Below are 19,281 nucleotides of genomic sequence, written 5' to 3'. Positions count from 1 at the left end.
GTTCGCCACCGTGATCACCGACCAGGTCAACCGCGAAACCGCCGTGGCCGAAGCGGCGGGCATCGCCTTCGAGACCTCGAAAGGCACGGACGACAGCGCCAAGAACGGCGCGGCAGTGGTGCAGCAGATGCTCGATGCCATGCGTGAACTGTCCGCGCGCATGCAGGAAGCAGCACAGGGCATCGAGGCACTGGACAAGCAGTCGCAGATCATCGGTTCCATCGTCAAGAACATCAGCAGCATTGCCGATCAGACCAATCTCCTGGCACTCAATGCCGCCATTGAGGCGGCGCGCGCCGGCGAACAGGGTCGTGGTTTCGCGGTGGTCGCCGACGAAGTCCGCCAACTGGCTTCACGTACCAGCGCAGCGACGGAAGAAATCACCCAGGTGGTCGGGCAAAACCAGCAGTTGGCCGAGCGCGCGGTAGGGTTGATAGACCGAGGTAAGACTCAGGCCGAACTGGGCCTGGAGCTTTCATCCCAGGCCGGCCAAGTGATCGCCGAAATTCAGGACGGCGCCATGCATGTGGTCAGCGCGGTGGAGCGCTTCGCGACGCAGTTGTAGCAGCGATCTCCGTTGATGGTCGCCCGAGCTGTTGCCTGGGCGACCGCTCAGCTGCAACGGCTGCACTCAGTCGTATAAACGCACCCTGAAACACGCGCCGCCCAACTCGGAGTCTTCCAGGCTCAGCTCACCGTCGTAGCTGTCGACGATATCTTCCACCACCGCCAGGCCGATGCCTTGCCCCGGGTTCTGTGCATCCAGTCGTTCACCGCGCTGCAGTACCCGCTCACGCTGGTGCGGGGGCACGCCGGGGCCGTCGTCTTCGATGGTCAGCAGGCAGCCGTCGGTCAGGGGTTGCAGCCTCACGCGCACCTGTTGCAGGCACAGGCGGTAGGCGTTTTCCAGCAGGTTGCCGAGCAGTTCCATCAGCGCGCCACGTTCCATGGTGATCTGGCTGTGCGCGGGCACGTCCAGGGTCGCTTCGACGCGCTTGTCGCGGTAGACCTTGTCCAGCGAGCGGCACAAGCCATCGAGCAGCGGCCAGACCTGTTCGCGATGGCGCACCAGGCCGCTGCGGCGCAGGCTGGCGCGTTGCAGTTGATAGCCGACCTGCTGGCTCATGCGTTCGATCTGCGCCTGCATCAGTTGCGCCTGTTCGCGATTGTCCGGCTGCACAGCCAGGCTTTCACCAATGCCCTGCAACACGCTGAGTGGTGTTTTCAAGCTGTGGGCGAGGTCTTCCAGCGAGTCGCGGTAGCGCTCGCGCTGACGCCGTTCGCTGTCGAGCAGGCGGTTGAGGGAGTTGGTCAGGCGCAGCAATTCGCGCGGGTGTTCGTCACTCAGGCGCTGGCGGGTACCGGCCTCTACGCCGTCCAGCTCGTCGCTGAGGCCACGCAGGCTGCGAAAGCCCCAGGTCAGGCCGAACCAGAGCAGGCCCAGCAGCACCAGCAGGGCGATGCCCAGCCACAGGCGCAGTTGCCAGGCGAAACCGTTGAACAGCCCCTGGTATTCGCGGGTCGGCTGCATGGTGACGATGCTCAGCGCGGTTTGATCGCCGCGCAGCAGGTCTACTTCGATGTCATAGACAAAGTATTCCTGGCCGTTTTCGTCGCGAATGCGCACGAACTCGTGGCCGCGACCGTCATAACGCGGCAGGTAGCGCACCAGTTCGTCGATGGATGAGCGCGAGCGCCAGAGCATCTGGCCTTCACGGTCGAAGATGAAGCCCAGCAGGTGCGAGTCGAGGTTGTCGAATTCTTCGTCCGGCATCTTCTCCGGCATGTGCAACTGGCCGTCGTCGATACGCGCGGCGGATATCAGCGCTGCCGCGTCGGAGGCCAGGCGCTTTTCGATGGTCTGCTCCAGGGCCATGAGAAACACGCCCTGCAACACCGGCATCAACAGCAGCATGAACAGCATCGCCAGCGCCGCGCTGGCGAGCATCAGGCGCAGCCGCAGGGACGCGAAGCGCGTGCGCCTCACTTGCAGCGCTCGTTGAACATGTAACCCTGGCCACGCACGGTTTCTATCGGTTTGCCGTCGAGCACAGACTCCAGCTTGCGCCGCAAACGCCCGACCAGTACCTCGATGACGTTGGGATCGCGCTCGTCATCGCCCGGATAGAGCTGCTCCATCAGGCGCTCCTTGGCCACCACCTGCTGGTGATGCAGCATCAGGTATTCGAGGATGCGGTATTCGTAGGCGGTCAGTTGCAGCGATTGCTCATCCACCGTGGCCTGCTTGCGGTTGAGGTCCAGCACCCAATGTCATCAACTTTGGAAATTATCCATAAATATCATATAATTAGCGCTCAAATCAGTGCATGGGAGAAGCCCTTTTGACTACCTATACCGCATCGCTTGACACCGCCAGCCAAGCCCTGGTTTGAAAATTGTACAAAAAATAACCAGCCAGCTCGATTGTCCCGCCTTCATCGCCGCCCACCGCCAGAATCCTCAAGACTTTACCCGCCGACGCCAGCTCACCTTCAAGCGGTCGGCATAGGCTCGTCCGGAGAACGAGAAATCTCGCCTAGACAGCCGGTACAGACGATGATCACATCACCGCCAGCCCAGCTAGACCGCCTGATGGAGCGGCAGAGGCCTGGTCATCGCCCGACGGCCATGGCGGCTGGCTGCTTCGGGGGCTTGCCTTGGGCAGGGCTGCAGCTTAGGTTGATGACATTGGATTGCCGCCCCCGATGCATCGTCAAAGCGGGCAAAAAAATTGAAGTCTTACTAACTCAAAGCAATAAAGGCACTGAAAAGCTGGGGGCGGCTATCGAAGGATTGATAAGACTTCTAGCCTAATGATGATTGCTTTGGTCCCTTAGTCACCCACCGACCGATTTTGGCTGTTATCTGCCTGTCGCGTTAGGCAGAAAACGGCCAATAGCAGCCACACTAAAATCGGTATGCTGAGCCATCCAATTAAGAAGCCTGAAATTTATATCTCAGCCAAACATACCCTATTCCGCCCCGTATTTTTTGCAGCGTAGAGTGCCTTATCGGCAGCGTCGATAAGCGCACTGGCTTCCAGCTCAACACATGATGCTATGCCTGCACTCAAGCTGGCATTGAAATCTCCCATCTCACTGGAGAAGCTTATTCGCGAGAACTGCTGACGAATTTGGTCCAGTATCTGTACTGCTTGAGCTCCACTGCACTCGGGCAGTACTGCCAGGAATTCTTCACCACCGTAGCGACCAATAACGTCTACTCTGCGGAGTCTTTGCCTGAGCAGATTAGCGAGTGCCCGAATCACGTTGTCACCAATACCATGACCGTATGAATCGTTGACCTTCTTGAAATGGTCAATATCCAGCATCACTACGCTTACAGGCTTGCCTGTACGCATTGCGCGCTCCTGCTCTACCGCAACCCGCTCCTTGATATCCGCATGCTTGAGCAGCCCCGTCAGGCTGTCTCGAGACAACGCATTGCTGAGTAGTCTTGCCCTCTGTGCCCTGGCAAACACTGTAGCGATAAGGCTCTTATCGGATATGGGTTTGGTGACGAAGTCATCACCCGCCTTAAGCAAGGCACTCATTTGCAAGCCGATATCGGTTTCGGCCGAAAGATAGATGATCGGTATTCGGATCCAGTCATCGTTGAAGCGGATCATCTGGGCAAGCTCGGGCCCCGAGCTGCCGGGCATGTTCACATCCAGCAGCAGAACCTCTGGACTGAATTGAGCAATGGTCTCAAGTAGCTGGCTCGGCTCACTGACTACCTCAACCAGCATATTTGCCGCGCTCAGCACCAAGCGATAGTGATTGGCCAACTCATAGTCATCATCAACGATCAACACTCGATAAGGAGCCCCCCCTTGTTGGGCGAAACACCTCTCAAGGCGACTCTCAAGCTTGGCCACATCAACAGGTTTGCTGAAAAAACCGACGGCACCAAGGCGTGCAGCCTGTAGCTGAGTATCGAAGTCATCCTGCGTCGTCAGCACCAGCAACGGAGGCACCTGCGGGAGACGAGCAAGCAGTGAGGACGCGTACTCCAATCCGCTCTGCTGAGCGCTGCCGAGATTGACGTCGACAATCAAAGCATCAGGACTCTGCCGCGCTATCGCCTCATCAAGTTCGGTAGTGCAGATAAAGTGGCGAGCTTGATAACCGAACGTCGAGAGCGTTCGACGGATGCTCTCACCCACACTTTCTTCATCCTCGAGGATGTAGATGAGACGGGAGCCTTCGTTCGGGGCGCTGCTGCGCGGCAGATCGATAGGGGCGGGAGCAGGATTCACCTTTACTGCTAGATATGAAGTGCACGCCAGTGCCTGGATATCATCAACAAAAGTGTCCAATCCCTTGCGCTGCAACTCTAGACTGCTGAGCCATTGCTGCGAGTGCTGCTCAAGCAATCGAGCCTGATCTCCCAGCTCCTTGAAGCCGAAGGTACCTGCACTCCCCGCTAGCTTATGCAGCTGGTTGCGCAGATCCTGTAGGTGCTCAAGCTGCTCTGTTGGATCAGAGGAACGCTGCAACTGCTGCGCCCTATCTGCCAGCTGCGGCAGCTCTTCCTTGAGGCGCTGTGCAAACTGCTCGCCCAACAGCTGTAACTGAGCTTGCAGGTCAGCCAACGGCTTCTGTCTATCCATTCGAGCGGCTCCAAATGGCACGTATCTGACTTGCCAACTGCATCGGATCGAAGGGTTTTATGATTACGTCACGTGCGCCGAGGCTCAGGTAATGTTCGACCTCTGCAGGCTGTACCTTGGCAGTCATAAAGGCGACAGGGATAACGTTGATGTCCACCAGGTTGACCAATTGCTCAAGCGTCTGCGGGCCATCCATTCCGGGCATCATGACATCCAGCAGAATAAAATCCGGCGCAAAACCTGCCACTCTATCGATGGCGTCCTGACCGCTGCTGCAACTCAGCACCTCGAATCCGCCGACAGCCTCCAGCGCGACTTTGGCCACAGCCTGAATGGAGGGGTCGTCCTCCACATGCAATATGCGCTTCAGCTCAGGCATGATCATCCCCTTTGGTCGGTAGTAGGCGAGCGAGCACATCCAGGAATGCCTGTGGCTCTGTTCGGGATTTGGCCAATGCTGCCTCGACAAAACTCAGCTGTTCCGTCGAAAGCTCTGTCGAAGACAGTACCACTATCGGTAGTCCTGGATGGGCCTGATGAATCTCCTCAATGAGAGTGAAGCCATCACCATCTGGCAGGTGCAGGTCAAGCAGCACCAGATCCCATGAGCCACATGCTAACTGCTGCCGGGCCTCCATGAGATTACCGGCCCCCTCGCACTCAGCCAGGCTTCTAGCCTGCTCGGCAACAACCATGCGCAGATCAGGATCATCCTCGATATGCAGAATGCGAGGCTGTCCCCGCGCGCTGCCGAGTGCACGACGCAGGCCGCTCATTAGTCGATGCGGGTCGATGGGTTTATCCAGCCAGTCAACTATGTGCATACCCCCCTGGAGATTAAGTTGCCCTTGCTCAGCTGCCGCGGAGATGACAATGACGGGTAAATCCTTCTTGCGCAGTACACGCTGAATTTCCAACAGGATCTCAAAACCGTGGCCGTCAGGCAGGCGTAAGTCCAAGGTTACGGCGGCCACTTCGCGCGTTGCCAGGATATACCTCGCCTCAGCCAGGTTTTCAGCCAGTGCTGCCTGATAACCACCGCCCTCAAGCATTAGCTGGAGCAGCCGGGCTACGTCAGGCTCATCCTCCACCACCAGGATGGTTGGACGCTGAATATCAGTGAGTGGATGGTTCTCGACCAGCACCGGCAGCTCGAACCAAAATGTGCTGCCTTGGCCCTCAAGAGAATCAAAACCCACCTGGCCACCCATACGCTCAATAAGCTCTTTGGTTATCGCCAGGCCAAGTCCGGTGCCGCCCTTTTGCCGTTGATCACTGCTGTCTGCCTGGGAGAACTTCTGGAAGATGTGTGGGTGGAAATGCTCCGGGATGCCCCGCCCACTGTCTGTGACGCTTACTCTGACGCGCCCATCTCTAAGCGTACTGTGCAGCCGCACCGAAGCGCCGGAAGGAGAGAACTTGATGGCGTTTGACAAGTAATTGGCGAGCACCTGTTGCAGCCGAAGCGCATCGGCACGCACCTTGACAGGAGGCATGGGATCAAGCGCCAGCTGCACCTGATGTTGCTCAGCATAGGAGGCATTGCTGAGAAGGGCTTCATTGAGTTGCTGACCCAACTCGAGGTTGGTGAACTCGAAACTGAGCTTCCCGGCGGCGAGTTTGTCCATGTCCAGAAGATCATTGATCAGGTGGCCTAGCCGCTGACTATTCTGCTGGGCGATTTCCAGCATGGGTCGCATGCTGTCCGGTACGGCGCCAAGCGCGCCGCCGATGACCAAGCCCAAAGAGCCTGAAATCGAGGTCAGTGGCGTACGTAGCTCATGACTGACCGTGGAGACAAAATCACTCTTGAGCTGCTCGATGCGCTTCTGCTCGGTAAGATCCGTCGCGGTGCCGCTGGCGCCGAGCATACGTCCGTCTGGCGAGCATCGAATCAGCGCCCGCAGAAGCACGGGCAAAGGCTGGCCATCCTGGCGTATCAATCGGCATTCATGATTGAGGTAATGCTCTATTGCCCCTTCAGGAGCCGCAAGCCGGGCACGAAGCGCCGCAACATCGTCAGCGTGAACCAGTTGCACAAGGTCCCTGAGAGGCGGTTGAGGCCCCTGGTCGGGATACCCGAGCATCTGCCAGGTATGAGTCGAGGCAAAGAAACGGCCCGCCTCAGTGTCCTGGTCCCACCAGCCATCGTGGCCACCCTGCAAGACGCGTTTAAGTCTTGCCTTACTATTGCGCAGCTGGGATGTCATTTCGTTAGCCAGGCCGATGGCTCGCTGCTGGCCATTGGCAAGAACCTGCGTTAGAAAAAACAGCAGCAAGCTGATCACGCCACCCAGAATCAGCAACAGGCCCTGCCCTTGCTGGAAGCGCCCGTAGAACCCGGGCTGCATATAGAAGCTCACAGTAAGTGGCTGACCAAACAACTCCAGCTGCTCGGTGCGTAAAGGTTTATCTGCCTGCTCAAGCCGCGGATGACTGATGAAAATCTTCTGTTCAGGAGAGGCTATTGCTCCTGTGTAGAGGGCGAAGTCGATCTGCAAATCCCTACCATCGAGTACCGCTTGCATCAGGTCGGTCACACGGTAAGGGCTATAGACGAAACCACGTAATGCTTCCCAGCGCTTGGCAGAAGAATTCAGCGGCGCCCCGGGCCGATAGACCGGCACGTACATCAGCAAACCTGCTTGTGCAGGCCCATTATTCTCCTGAAGGAGCGTAACTTTGCTGCTCAGCTGGGGGAGGCCGGTTGCAACCGCCCTGCTCATGGCTGCACGCCGCGTAGGCTCGGAAAACATGTCAAAGCCGAAAGCCGCCAGGTTTCGCCCTGTAAATGGCTCTAGGTAGATAATTGACGTATACAGATCGCGCTTTCCTGCAGGTTTAATGGCGAACTCAGCAAAGCCCTGTTTGCGCAGGCTCTCCTCAAAAATCTGCAGTTGATCCGGCTGCACGACCTGGCTGTAGCCAAGCCCAAGAATTCCTGGGTAGTTGGACTCCAGATCCAAACGTTGCACATAGCGCCGCCACTCATCGCGGCTCACGTCGTTGCTAGCGTCGAACAGAGCTGCCCCTCCCAGCAGTACCTGGCGATGATTGTTCATCCGCTTCTCGATCGCCTCCAGCACCTCATTACCCAGTTGCTGAAACTCACGATCGGCTGCTTTCTCCTGGATGGCGCTAAGCGCGTACCAAGCTCCCAGAGTGCTCAATAAGCCGCACAAAAGAACCACGAGAGGCATCCATCGGGGCCCTTTGGCCAAAGCATGTTCAAGCATCGTCATAGCGTTTCATCCTGAAATAGAGCGGGTAGCTCAACCCAAAAAACAGAGCCGCCTCCGGGACGCGGATAGAAGCCGATGCATCCTCCCATGCGCTCGATCAGCTCCTTGCTGATGGCAAGCCCCAGCCCGGTGCCACCTTTCTGCCGACGGTCACTGGCATCGGCCTGGGAGAACTTCTCGAAAAGACGATCAACAAACTCGGCTGGAACGCCAGGCCCCTGATCGACCACCAAAATTCTGATCTGTCCGCCAAGCTCCTGAGCAGATAGAAGCACCTGACTGCCTGCTGGCGAGAACTTCAGGGCATTGGATAGCAGGTTGCTGAGCACCTGCTGTAAGCGCATTGGGTCCGCGGTGATTTGGGCTACCGGCCCTCCCGTGTAGGTAAGCTGCACATCATACTGACGGGCGAACCCCTGATGGCTAGTGGCACACTCGGCCAGGAAGCTGTCGATATCCAGTTGCTGGGGGATAAAGCTCATCTTGCCTGCAAGCAACTTGTCCATGTCCAGCAGATCATCGATTAATTGCCGCAAGCGCTGAGAATTGCTCTGGGCGATCGACAGCATCTCTCGCATTGCATTCGGTACAGGACCCAATGCCTCACCGTTGATCAGCCCCAGCGAGCCCGCGATGGAAGTAAGGGGCGTGCGCAGCTCATGACTGACGGTCGAGACAAACTCGTTCTTCATCTGCTCCAGATGTTTTCGCTGAGTGATGTCGGTGATAAAGCCATGCCAGAGAATGCTGTCGTCGGCACGCGGCTGTGGCATAGCCCGACCTTCCAGCCATATGAGGCCCTTTATGGGATGTAGGAAACGGTACTCTCGGTGCCAAACGCTCAGGTGTTCCGCTGACACCTGAATGCTGGCGGTCACGTCGAGAAGATCATCCGGGTGGATACGCGCGAAAACGCTGCTCGCATCTTCTCTCACATCTTCGGGCTGCAGTCCGTAAACATCCCGTAGCCCCTCGCTAGCATAGGGGAAGCAACTGCGACCGTCGGAATACAGCTGGAACTGGTAGACCACACCGGGCAGTTGCTCGGCGATGTGCTGCAGGCGCTGCAGGGCTTCCTCGCGGTAGCTCAGGTCATTGAGGATGCAGAGATAGCCCATTTGTGCACTGCCATCCATGGCAATCGGCGCCAGGCTGAACAACACGGGAATGCGCTGCCCCTTGCGATGTCGCGCCCTCAACTCATGCAGACTGGCCTGCTCAGAGCCGCAGTTGAAAGACGGCCTGACGGGATCGGGTTGCAGCTGACGCTCCTCATCCGCTAGCACCAGTCCGAGACTCTGGCCGACCAGGGCATCCACTTCGTAGCCCAGTAGAGGCAGAACCCCCGGACTGGCCTGCCGAATTACGCCTGCCATGTCAGTGATCAACACCGCAGTCCCTACACTGCTCAAAATCGCCTTATGCAACGCCGCCTGCTCTTGCTGCTGCCACGTCTGCAAGCGCAGTTCAAACAGATTGATGGCCTGCTGCGCGAGCAGTTTGAGGGCTCCTTTCTGTTGCACGCTGAGTTGACGTGGCTGGCGGTCAATCACGCACAGGGTGCCCAGGTTATGGCCTTCACTGTCAGCGAGCGGCATGCCGGCATAAAAGCGAATATCCGGAGCGCCGGTCACCAGCGGGTTGTCCCTGAAGCGTGGATCCAGTAAGGCATTTTCCACTTCGAACAAGGTTTCGCCGTTGATGGCATGCGCACAGAACGCCAGTTCTCGCGGCGTTTCACGGGCGTCCAGCCCCTGCCGACTCTTGAACCACTGACGCTCGGCATCGACCAACGAGATCAGCGCAATAGGGGTTTCGCAGATCTGCGCCGCCAGTGCCGTGATGTTGTCGAACATGGTCTCGGCAGGCGTATCAAGCAGCTCAAATCTGAGCAGAGCGGCGAGGCGACTACTTTCATTCGACGGTGTAGGTGGATGCCCTGGAGACTTGCGCGTCCTCATTCCTTGACCACCTGACTGGCAATGGGAAGCTCGAACCAGAAGGTGCTGCCCAAGTGCTCCTGTGATTCGTAACCAATGCGTCCCGACATGGCTTCGATGAGCTCCTTGCAGATGGCCAGTCCCAGTCCGGTACCACCCTTCTGCCGGGCATCGCCCGCATCCGCTTGGGAAAACCGGCTGAATATCCGGCTCTTGAATTCGTCCTTAATACCAATACCACGATCTCTGACACTAACCCTCAGCCAGTCGTGATCGACACTTGCCTTGAGAGTTACGACTGATCCGGGCGAGGAAAACTTGACCGCGTTGGAAATCAGGTTGGCCAGGACTTGCGCCAGACGCTGACTATCGAAGGCGACGTTGACCTCTACAGAATGGCCAACCAGCTCAAGCGCAACCTGATATTGATCAGCATAAGGCTGGTTGTGCGTGATGGCATCCTCAAGCAGCGGCCAGATGGGTTGCTCGCGGATGTCGTAACGCATTTTCCCGGCCATCAGTTTTTCCATATCCAACAGATCGTTGATCAGCTCATGCAAGCGCGAACTGTTGGACTGAGCGATTTGCAGCAGTGCCTGCATCGCTGGCGGTACCTCGCCCAGTGCTCCGCCGTTGATCAGGCCGAGCGAGCCCGCGATGGACGTCAGGGGGGTGCGCAGTTCATGGCTGACACTGGCAATGAACTCGCGTTGCATCTGCTGCAGACGTAAACGCTCGGTGATGTCCTGAATATGCAGTATGCACAGTGCTTCGCCGGTCACCGACTGCCCAAGCCAGGAGGCACTGCATTCGACGTCGACAGGGTTCTGCTCTGCATCCAGTATCCGTATCCACCAGCCCAGCCGCGCCTGTCCGGACTCTTGGGCGAGGTGTTGGCGCAACAGTTCACGGTCACTCGGCAGGCAGAAATCAGCCAGCACCGCACCCACTAACTCTTCGCGGCTACGTTCAAGAATTTGGCATAGCGCCTGATTGACTTCCAAAAGCTGCCCCGTGGCTTTCAGCATTGCCATTCCTTGCGGAGCCAGGTCGAAGGCTCGCATGAAGTCCTGCTGACTCCTATTCAGCGCCTGGGCCAGGCTTGCTCTACGACGGTGCAAATGCATCATCCAGGCCGCCAGACAGGTGATGAGCAGGGCCAAGCTCCAGCCCAAAGCCCTGGCCAGGGTCAAAGCAACCAGCGGCTGAGATGTACTCGAAACCTGCAGTTGCCATTTTGCTCCGGCCAGCGATACCGGCAGGCGAACGTTGCCTGCCGAGGCTGCTGCGGGGGCATCGAATGGTAGGAGGTCAATCGCGAGATCACGCTGGCGCGCCAAGGCATCCAGGTAAGCCATGATCCGGTCGTAATCAATCACCGTGCTGATCAGCCCCCAGTAGCGTTGGTCCTGCAAATACACCGGCACCCTGTAGACAAGACCTCTGCCGCCCTGCACCAGATTCAGGGGGCCATCCAGTTGCGGCACCCTGTTTGCGATGATGTGCTGAACCCGCGGCCACTGCTCGGCAAGGTCGGGGTAGTAAAGCCCCAGAGCGGACTCATTTCCTTCAAGCGGGTAGAGGTATGCAATCCGGTTATCCGGCGCCAATCCAATATTGCGGATATAGCGTCCCTGGGCGAACAGTCCACGCAGCCAGGGTTGCAGCTCGGTTGCATCCAGGCGGCCCTGCTTGGCCGGTATATAACTGGCCAAGCCGCTGGCGAGGTGCAGCGTGGCATTGAGCTCGGCCAACAGAACCGCCCTCATTTCGTAGCCCTGGGCACGCAGAAAACGCTGCTCTTCCTGATCCCTGTACTGGTTGTAGCGCCAGAGTCCAAGCTCCACCAGGCCGCCCATGAGCAGCAGCGTCGCCAGAAGCCCTACCCAGCTCGTAACGCTTGGCGTGTGGCTGGGCCGGATCAAGGGTGTTGCTCCACAGGCAGCTCCACCCAGAAGACCGTCCCCTGGCCCTCGACGGACTCAAAGCCGATGGCTCCAGCCATGCGCTCAATCAGTTCCTTGGTGATCGCCAGCCCCAGGCCTGTTCCGCCTTTCTGCCGGGTATCCGTGGCATCAGCCTGTGAGAACTTACCGAAGATACGCGCGCGAAAGGCCTCAGGGATCCCCATGCCAAAGTCACGCACGCTGATGCGCACCCGCGTTACGGCCAGGGCTGCAGAAACCTCAACATCAGCGCCCGGTGCAGAGAACTTGGCCGCATTGGAGAGCAGGTTGGCCATGACCTGATCAAAGCGCTGCCTGTCTACCCGTACCTCGACATCCAGCGGCGGCGGCTTCAAATGCAGATTCACCGAATGCTGAGTGGCATAGGGCTGGTTCTGTTCGACGGCCGTCGCCAGCAGCGGCCAGAGTTTAAGCCTGTGCAAGTTAAGCGTCATTTTGCCGGCCACGAGCTTGTCCATGTCCAGCAGGTCATTGATCAAACCTGACAAGCGCTGGCTGTTACTCTGGGCGATACGCAACATTTCCCCCATCTGTGCAGGGACCTCACCCAGCGCCCCGCCATTGATCAGACCTAGCGCCCCGGCAATTGAGGTGAGTGGTGTGCGCAACTCGTGGCTGACGGTGGAGACGAATTCATTCTTCATTCGTTCGATACGCTTGCGCTCGCTGATGTCCCGGATGACAGCAATGAAACGGCGCTGACTCTGCAGCGTGATCTGTGACACGGCTAACTCCATGGTGAACAGCTCACCATTGCGTCGCTGTGCGGGCAGCTCTAAGTCCTTTCCCAGTATTCGTGGAACGCCACTCTCGCGGTAGGCCAATAGGAACTCATCATGCTGATCGCGGTAGTGCTCGGGTATCAGGAGTTCAACGTTCTGCCCTGCCACGTCAGCTTTCGCGTAACCGAAAATCCGCTCAGCCGCCGGGTTGAAGGTTTCAATCAACCCGCTCTCATCGATGGTCACGATGGCATCGATGACGTTGTCCAGCAGGGTGCTGAGGTATTCTTCACGTTCCCGCAGGCGTTTCTCGGCCTCGAAGCGATCTGTAATGTCCTGAATCTGTGACACGAAGTGCAGGGGTACCCCCAGAGCGTCGCGTACCAATGAAACACTGAGCAGAATCCACAGCACGTTGCCGCGCTTGTCGATGTAACGCTTCTCCAGTTGGTAGTCGGCGATCACGCCCTCCAGAAGCTGTTGCAGAAGTGCCAAATCCTTGGTCAGGTCATCGGGATGGGTAATGTGCTGAAAGTCGAGTTGCAGTAACTCTTCACTGCTGTAACCCAGCATGCGACAGAGGGCGTCATTGACCTCCATCCAGCGCCCGTCAAGGTCGACGATGGCCATGCCCTGCGGAGCGGTATTAAATGCACCACTGAAGCGCCGCTCGCTGACGCGCAGTGCGTCCTCGGCTGCCTTGCGGTCGCTGATATCCCAGATGAAACCGGACACCCAGAGCAGCTCGCCGTTAGCGCCGTATTCACCCCGGCCTTGCTCCCTCACCCAGACGCTGTGACCGTCTACATGCTTAAGCCGGTAGGTGAGCTCAAATTTTTCATGTCGCTCAATGGCCGCGACGGACTGGTAGGTGATGTGCAGGTCATCAGGGTGCACGACACTGGAAAAGGCACGCACGCGGCTATCAATGAAGTCACTGGCCGGAAAACCGGTCAGAGAAGCGACTTCATCACTCATGTAACGCATAGTCCAATTGGCATCGTTCTCACAGCGATAGACGACACCGGGCAGGTTGGCCACCAGTCCCCGGAAACGATTTTCGCTCTCCTGCAACGCTCTAGTGGTGGACTCCATTTCAGATATGTCACTAGCAATGCCCAGAAAACCGGATAGCGTGCCCTGCCTATCGAATATGGCACTTATCGTCAGGTTCACTCTGCGCCGAGTGCCATCCTTGTGCACATAGGTCCATTGCCGCGTTTCGGGCTCTCCCTGTCGCGCCAGATGGACGAAAACCTCGAAACCACTGATCTCGCGACCTACGAGCTGTGACAGCTCGCGACCTCGTTGCGTAACCTCATCACCCAGGTGGATTAACGCCGGGGTCTGGAGACCGACCACTTCCTCTGCCTGATAGCCCAGCAGGCGTTGAGCGCCCCGGTTGAACAGCGTAATCAGCCCATCCGGGTTGATGGCGATGACGCTTACGCCGGTTGCCGAGTCGAGAATGGCCTGTAGTTGGGCGCTGGTTCGATGGGCCTCATCCTGCTGCTCGCGCATCTCGGTGATATCGGCATGAGTGCCATACATCATCAACGGCTTACCTTCATCAGTCCAACTCACAACACGCCCACGGTCATGCACCCAAACCCAGCGCCCCGACTTGTGGCGCATGCGGCATTGATAGTCATAGAAGGGCGTTTCGCCACTGAAGTGGCGCTCCAGGCGGACGCCTGACTCACGGAGGTCATCGGGATGGGCGTGGTTTAACCAGGTATTGATGTCGACGGGGGCCAGTTCCTCGAGGCGGTAGCCAATAATCTCCGCCCAACGCTCATTGAAGGTGGTTTCACCCGTCTGAACGTTCCACTCCCATGTACCAATGTTGGTGCCATCGATGATGCACTTGAGGCGTTCGGCCTGCTCCCATGGGGCTGAGTCCGTTTTCTGCTGGCTGGAAGTGTCTCGCATTCAAAGCCCTACTGCTGGCAGATACAGTCAGTTAGGTTAGATGAACCTTGCGAGAAAATCGTCAGGTGAGTCTGCCTTAATTGCGGGCGCAAGGTGACGGCGAATCTTCGCAACAAGTGACTGCTTTTAGCCGATTGCGGCCAGCCGCGACGGGCGGCTACCGGCCAGAAGCGGTCGGTCAGCCCTAGGCGGCTCTCGTTTAAAACTAACCAGTCGGACGCGCCTAGGAAATCAGGGGTGGCTCATAGCGGCCTTTAGCCAGTAGACAATAGGGTTTGCGTCTCGTACCGTGTAGTCCGCAAACTTGGTGTCAGCCTTTCCTTACCCCTTGGTTGCCAGCGCTAAGTAAACACCTAAAAAGCGGGACTCATAAGCGGGCCACTAGGAAGCAGGTGATGCAAGCAATGCATTCAAAACGCCCGTACAAAATCGACACTCGCCCCGAGTTTTGGCGACTTTCAATGCGTTGCTGCCTATTGGCTGGGAGCATTGATGTCGCCTTTTTCTTTATTTTTCTTACGCTTGACTCCCCCATTCTGGCCTGGATAAACGTGATCAGCGTGGCCATGTATGTGAGCGCCTATCGTGCGTTCATCCATCGGCGTAATCGGCTTGGGTTCGTGTTGATTCAAACAGAAGTGCTAGTGCATGCAGGGCTTGGAACGGTGCTGGTAGGCTGGGAAAGTGGCTTTCACTATTATTTGCTGATGTTCATTCCCGCCCTGTTCGTAAGCACGCGTGCCCGCATCGCATGGATCCTCGCTGGACATCTGTGGATCTACTATGCAGGACTGTATGTACTCATGTGGTATGTGCAGCCTCTGCAACCCATCCCCTCTAGTGCCTTGCTGGGTGTGAATATTTTCAACCTGACTGTGGTGTTCTGCATGTTCAGCTACCTCGCGCTGTTCTATGCAATCATGGTAAGCCGCGCGCACACGAGCCTGTCGCGGATGGCAACGACAGACTCGCTGACCGGCCTGTTCAATCGCCGACAGATAATTGCCCTGACCGAGAAGGTGCTGGCACGCCACCATAGACGCCCCACCAACCTCACCTTGATGTTGATGGATATAGATCACTTCAAGCAGATCAATGATGAGTACGGACACGACATTGGTGATCGGGTACTCATTGCCGTGAGCCAACACCTGCAAAGCTCAATGCGCGAACAGGATTTTATTGGTCGCTGGGGTGGTGAAGAGTTTCTTGGGGTGTTGCCGGACACCGATCTTGAGGAGGCGGCGGAAAGCGCTGAGCGCCTACGCAAGGCAATCCAGGTGTTGGAGATTGACAGCGACGGCAAGAAAGTCTGCGTGACGCTGTCCATTGGCATCACCCAATACCGTGCTGACGAGGTGCTCAGCAATACCATTGCTCGGGCCGATTGCGCGCTATACAAGGGCAAGTCATCTGGGCGAAACAGGGTAGAAGCAATTCAAGGCTGAACGCTCGCTTTTGGCCGACTCCTGCCTGATGCGACAGGCTCAAAGCGGCCAAAAGCGGACCGTCTGCCCTAGAAATAAATCCGTCCCCTTTTCACTTCCTTTGTGCAACGCCAACGTTTCACGTTGTATAACCCACTCCACATTGCCCCATGGCAATCGTGGGTCAGCGTGCCGTTGAACCGCTAAAATAAAACCGTGCAGCCCTCTCAAGGTGGTGTAACGGCCGCCTATCAGGCCGCTAAGCGAAAGCTCTGATTTTTGGCATTTTCAATAACCACGGCTGCAAAACTCTCTATGAGTCTCATCACAAGCTCTTTATCATTTTCGACACTGCCCTCATCAAGTTGAATTGGGCGGCCTGTGTGGGCGATATTGTTACGCTTGTGAACAAGTGCGTTGATGTGGCGCCGGCTCGTAGCGATGCTGCTGATGTTAAGGAACAAAGTGTCGCACAGCAATTTCAAATTTTCGTAGGAAAGGTTTGAGTGAGTGTCTACCTTTTTGTTTTCAAATAATACAGGTTTTGACAGCTGCTCTATCATCCATGTAGCAAACTCTGCTTGTCGTTCTACAGACCCGCTATCTGATAAAGTTTTTATTTTGCTTCTCATCGAGAAGGAAAATAAGTGCGGTTGAAGATTTGGCGGCTCTATCGTTTGTTTTTCGATATGCTCCAAATAAAGGGTTAGTAGCTCTTTTACAAAACCCTCCCAGTGCGCATAAATTACAGGAATCGCCATTACGGCAGCTGTAGACTCCAATGGAGTATCTTTGTGAGCTCCCACAACTCTCAAAACTTGCGTGAGTTCCGCGCGCCTTGCATCAACAAGCTCAGCGGTCAAGGACTCCAGATCTGCAAGAGTCATCTCAGGCTCCCGTACCGATTATCCTGATAGCTGTATTTATACGGGCGCCCATTTTTTCGCGCGTATTGCCGCCTGAACCTGTGTTGTCCAAAAATTCAGCGGCGCCTTTAAGCAAGCTGCAGCGGGCTATTAAATCAGTTTTGCTGATGTTTTCGACTGCGTCGATATTGGTCGCTATGCCTATAGAGACGGCGTCGAATACATAAACAGAGAACGGCCCCTTCGGTACTCCTGTTTTTTCATGTTTAAAGGCGTTTTCACCGAAGCAATCATTTATCAGTTTGAATGTCCTAGCGAAAATCTGTTCTTCTTTGGGTGCGTCAAATATAATTTCCTTGGAAATTATTGATTTTATATAGCTGGTAATGAAGGGTTCAACGTCATGTTCAAAATTTTGGTAGTTATTCTTCAATGTCAGAAATCTAAGCACCAAGCCTTTATCGTACATGGACTGTTTCTGGTATTCAGAAAGTACCAGGGAGGACTGAAAGTCGGGAAGCTCGGTTAAACTGTCGCAGAAGGAAACGAAGTCAGGATCTACCGCCCTAAAAATAGCATTCCGAATTTCTTGTGGCTCAAGTTTTGAACCGCCTGTATTCAACCGTTCAAACACCTCATATTTCATGTTCGAGGCGCTACCGACACGTATGACTTCGACTCGGCAATATGTGCGTTTCAGCGTTAGCTTCGAACGCATGCTCAACTCTTCAAAGGTAAAGCCTTCGAGAAGCGGAATTTTGCTTCCTTTTTTTGAAGAAAACCCCAATCTCTCTAATGCATTAGGGGCCGCTAACACATTGTCGCGGAGTCTTTTAACCTTCATGAAGCCAAATACTGAGGAAACTCGCTGTAGCCCATCAACCAGTTCCCATACTCCGTCTTCGGTTTCTGCGACAAAAATTGCAGGAACCGGAAATCCCAGGAGGAGTGATTCTATGAAACTCGTGATTTGGTGCTCTGACCAACGAAATAAGCGCTGGTATTCAGGGTTTATAATCAACTCTTCTTTTTCAAACATTGACGCAAGCTCGCCGTACGAGAGGTCAATTTTATCTGTCCTTAGACTATTTCTTTCCGTGTCAATTTGTTCGTCTAGCTGCTTTGCGTCATCAACACTTTTGATGTATGCATCTGGTTTTTGGGCCATATTGGAAGCCTTTTCTAAGGTTTCGAAAAGCAAAGAACCGACTCGGTTGCTCGATTTATAGCGCTAAAATTAGCCTTTGGATTAATCGAGACAATATTTCTTTTTACCGCAAAGTCATCTCGTCTAAAAAGCTTAAGACCATTTATTTCAGCCATTTGAGCAATTATTGATGGGACGTCATTGTGGATGTTCTTATAGTGCGAGTCTTGAACAACGAAAACTGCTCTTCCGTTGGCCTTTAAAGTTTTGCTTATATTCTCTAAAGACAGATTGAGCTTTTGATAGTAGTCCAAATGCGTTTTGTAGTAATAAGTGCTAGACGCTTTGGATTCATGAGAGCTGACATCTTTCAGAAATTTTTCACAGAGCGAACCTAGATATTTTTCGTTTTTAGGTTCGTTGGTGATTTTTGGAGTGCCAAGCATTTTTTTGCTGAGCTGTGTTACGTCAGTTGTCGTAAGCCGAGAAATGACAGCCAACTCAATGCTAGTTGCTACTGCATAGTCAATTCTGGTGCAGTAGGGCGGAGACGTTAAGATGAAGTCGGCAAAGTTTTCGGACTGGCTTGACGTCGAGTCTGCAACCTCTAAGCGGGTTGAAGGAATTATGCTGCTTGGGGCGCTCTCAGAGTTATATGCGAGCGCCAATGCTTCAACTTGTCTAATGAATTCTGCGTGAACAGCGCTGTCGAGGATAGACAGTTTCTCGTCTTCGCATTTCGCTTTTCGTATCCACGTCGGGTTTGACGATCTGAACGGCTTAATAAGCTCTCGAGCTGTCGCGAATAGAGCCAAGTATAGACTAGCAACCAGACGGGATGTACCTAGACCACTTGCTACTTTGTCTGACGGTGCTGGCATTAAGGTCTTTGCGATAGCGCGTTCGATCTGTCTGAGGCGCGACGCCGAGCCAGGCGTTAGCCACTGACGCAACGGATCTAGCGCATCGTCCAAAGGCAAATTTTTGGATATTTCAATCAACTCTCGAGCAAGGGGGGTCAAGCAGGAGGCTTCTGATCTGGGGAGGAGCCGCGCGGTAGCGATCATGACCATTGCAGGGTTAATGTCATATCCGACACTATTCAGCCCAAGCTGCATGGCAGCTTTTGTGGTGGTGCCACTTCCGTTCCAAGGGTCTAAAACTACGGAGTCTGCCCCAAGCCCGGCGCTTTCGAGTAGCGCATCTGCGAAGCTTTGGGGATAGCCCGCATAGTAGGGGTAGAACGCTTCAAATCCTGTCCGCGCAGCTTTCTTTTGCTTGGGGTGGGTGATGTTCAGATTTTCTAGCATGCTTGGAATCCATTTTGTCTTCCGCAGTTTGGCGTTTTACTCATCGAGACGCTACCTGCAAAAGGGGGCAGATTTGTTTTCCCTCCTCTAAGCGTCCGCTTCTGGCCGATAGCAGT

Annotated in this window: 12 protein-coding genes and 1 pseudogene; 2 read left to right on the top strand and 11 right to left on the bottom strand. The window is 55.5% G+C overall.

What is annotated here, in order from left to right; translation table 11 throughout:
• Window positions 1-127 precede the first annotated feature (127 nt).
• The gene (locus EGJ86_RS25540) at window positions 128-565 is read left to right on the top strand and encodes a methyl-accepting chemotaxis protein (RefSeq protein ID WP_372237958.1); all 438 of its coding nucleotides are present in this window, start codon (window positions 128-130) and stop codon (window positions 563-565) included.
• 66 nt (window positions 566-631) lie between these two features.
• Here the strand turns inward: EGJ86_RS25540 and EGJ86_RS03385 are convergent, their stop codons facing one another.
• The 8 genes and pseudogenes from EGJ86_RS03385 to EGJ86_RS03350 form a co-directional block, all read right to left on the bottom strand.
• Window positions 632-1,948 carry an ATP-binding protein gene (locus tag EGJ86_RS03385; protein WP_372237957.1) on the bottom strand — a complete coding sequence of 439 codons (1,317 nt, stop codon included), beginning with the start codon at window positions 1,946-1,948 and terminating at the stop codon, window positions 632-634.
• A 35-nt stretch (window positions 1,949-1,983) separates the two neighbouring features.
• Window positions 1,984-2,265 (bottom strand): annotated as a pseudogene (locus EGJ86_RS03380) (winged helix-turn-helix domain-containing protein); the annotation flags it as partial.
• 685 nt (window positions 2,266-2,950) lie between these two features.
• The gene (locus EGJ86_RS03375) at window positions 2,951-4,612 is read right to left on the bottom strand and encodes a diguanylate cyclase (RefSeq protein WP_125834055.1); all 1,662 of its coding nucleotides are present in this window, start codon (window positions 4,610-4,612) and stop codon (window positions 2,951-2,953) included.
• Window positions 4,605-4,991 carry a response regulator gene (locus EGJ86_RS03370; protein WP_125834054.1) on the bottom strand — a complete coding sequence of 129 codons (387 nt, stop codon included), beginning with the start codon at window positions 4,989-4,991 and terminating at the stop codon, window positions 4,605-4,607. Before EGJ86_RS03370 ends, EGJ86_RS03375 begins: the two co-directional genes overlap by 8 nt.
• A complete protein-coding gene (locus EGJ86_RS03365; RefSeq protein ID WP_125834053.1) occupies window positions 4,984-7,854 on the bottom strand; it encodes a CHASE domain-containing protein in 2,871 nt (956 codons plus the stop codon). Before EGJ86_RS03365 ends, EGJ86_RS03370 begins: the two co-directional genes overlap by 8 nt.
• Complete coding sequence (locus tag EGJ86_RS03360; RefSeq protein ID WP_256672296.1) at window positions 7,851-9,710, bottom strand: ATP-binding protein; 1,860 nt, start codon at window positions 9,708-9,710, stop codon at window positions 7,851-7,853. Before EGJ86_RS03360 ends, EGJ86_RS03365 begins: the two co-directional genes overlap by 4 nt.
• 101 nt (window positions 9,711-9,811) lie before the next feature.
• Window positions 9,812-11,719: an ATP-binding protein gene (locus EGJ86_RS03355; RefSeq protein WP_125834051.1), complete on the bottom strand. Its 1,908-nt coding sequence runs from the start codon at window positions 11,717-11,719 to the stop codon at window positions 9,812-9,814.
• Window positions 11,716-14,415 (bottom strand): PAS domain S-box protein, encoded by a 2,700-nt coding sequence (locus tag EGJ86_RS03350; RefSeq protein WP_125834050.1) that lies wholly within the window; start codon window positions 14,413-14,415, stop codon window positions 11,716-11,718. The genes EGJ86_RS03355 and EGJ86_RS03350 overlap by 4 nt, the downstream gene beginning before the upstream one ends.
• Window positions 14,416-14,810: 395 nt before the next feature.
• Here EGJ86_RS03350 and EGJ86_RS03345 point away from each other — a divergent pair, with 395 nt between their 5' ends.
• Window positions 14,811-15,863, top strand: a complete 1,053-nt coding sequence (locus tag EGJ86_RS03345; RefSeq protein WP_125834049.1) for a GGDEF domain-containing protein — start codon at window positions 14,811-14,813, stop codon at window positions 15,861-15,863.
• 230 nt (window positions 15,864-16,093) lie between these two features.
• Here EGJ86_RS03345 and EGJ86_RS03340 read toward each other — a convergent pair whose 3' ends face one another.
• Genes EGJ86_RS03340 through EGJ86_RS03330 form a run of 3 tightly spaced genes read right to left on the bottom strand, consistent with a single transcriptional unit; the run spans window position 16,094 to window position 19,165 of the window.
• On the bottom strand, window positions 16,094-16,729 hold the full coding sequence (locus EGJ86_RS03340) for an MAE_28990/MAE_18760 family HEPN-like nuclease (RefSeq protein ID WP_125834048.1): 636 nt from the start codon (window positions 16,727-16,729) through the stop codon (window positions 16,094-16,096).
• A 1-nt stretch (window position 16,730) separates the two neighbouring features.
• Entirely contained in the window at window positions 16,731-17,909 is a 1,179-nt protein-coding gene (locus EGJ86_RS03335; RefSeq protein ID WP_125834047.1) for a DUF262 domain-containing protein, read from the bottom strand.
• Window positions 17,891-19,165, bottom strand: a complete 1,275-nt coding sequence (locus EGJ86_RS03330) for a DNA methyltransferase (RefSeq protein ID WP_125834046.1) — start codon at window positions 19,163-19,165, stop codon at window positions 17,891-17,893. Before EGJ86_RS03330 ends, EGJ86_RS03335 begins: the two co-directional genes overlap by 19 nt.
• Between the last annotated feature and the right edge of the window lie 116 nt (window positions 19,166-19,281).

The sequence above is a fragment of the Pseudomonas sp. o96-267 genome (assembly GCF_003935465.1).
Classification (GTDB): Bacteria; Pseudomonadota; Gammaproteobacteria; order Pseudomonadales; family Pseudomonadaceae; genus Aquipseudomonas; species Aquipseudomonas sediminis.
Note: the sequence above shows the minus strand (reverse complement) of the source record. Positions and strands in the feature narration are given on the sequence as shown.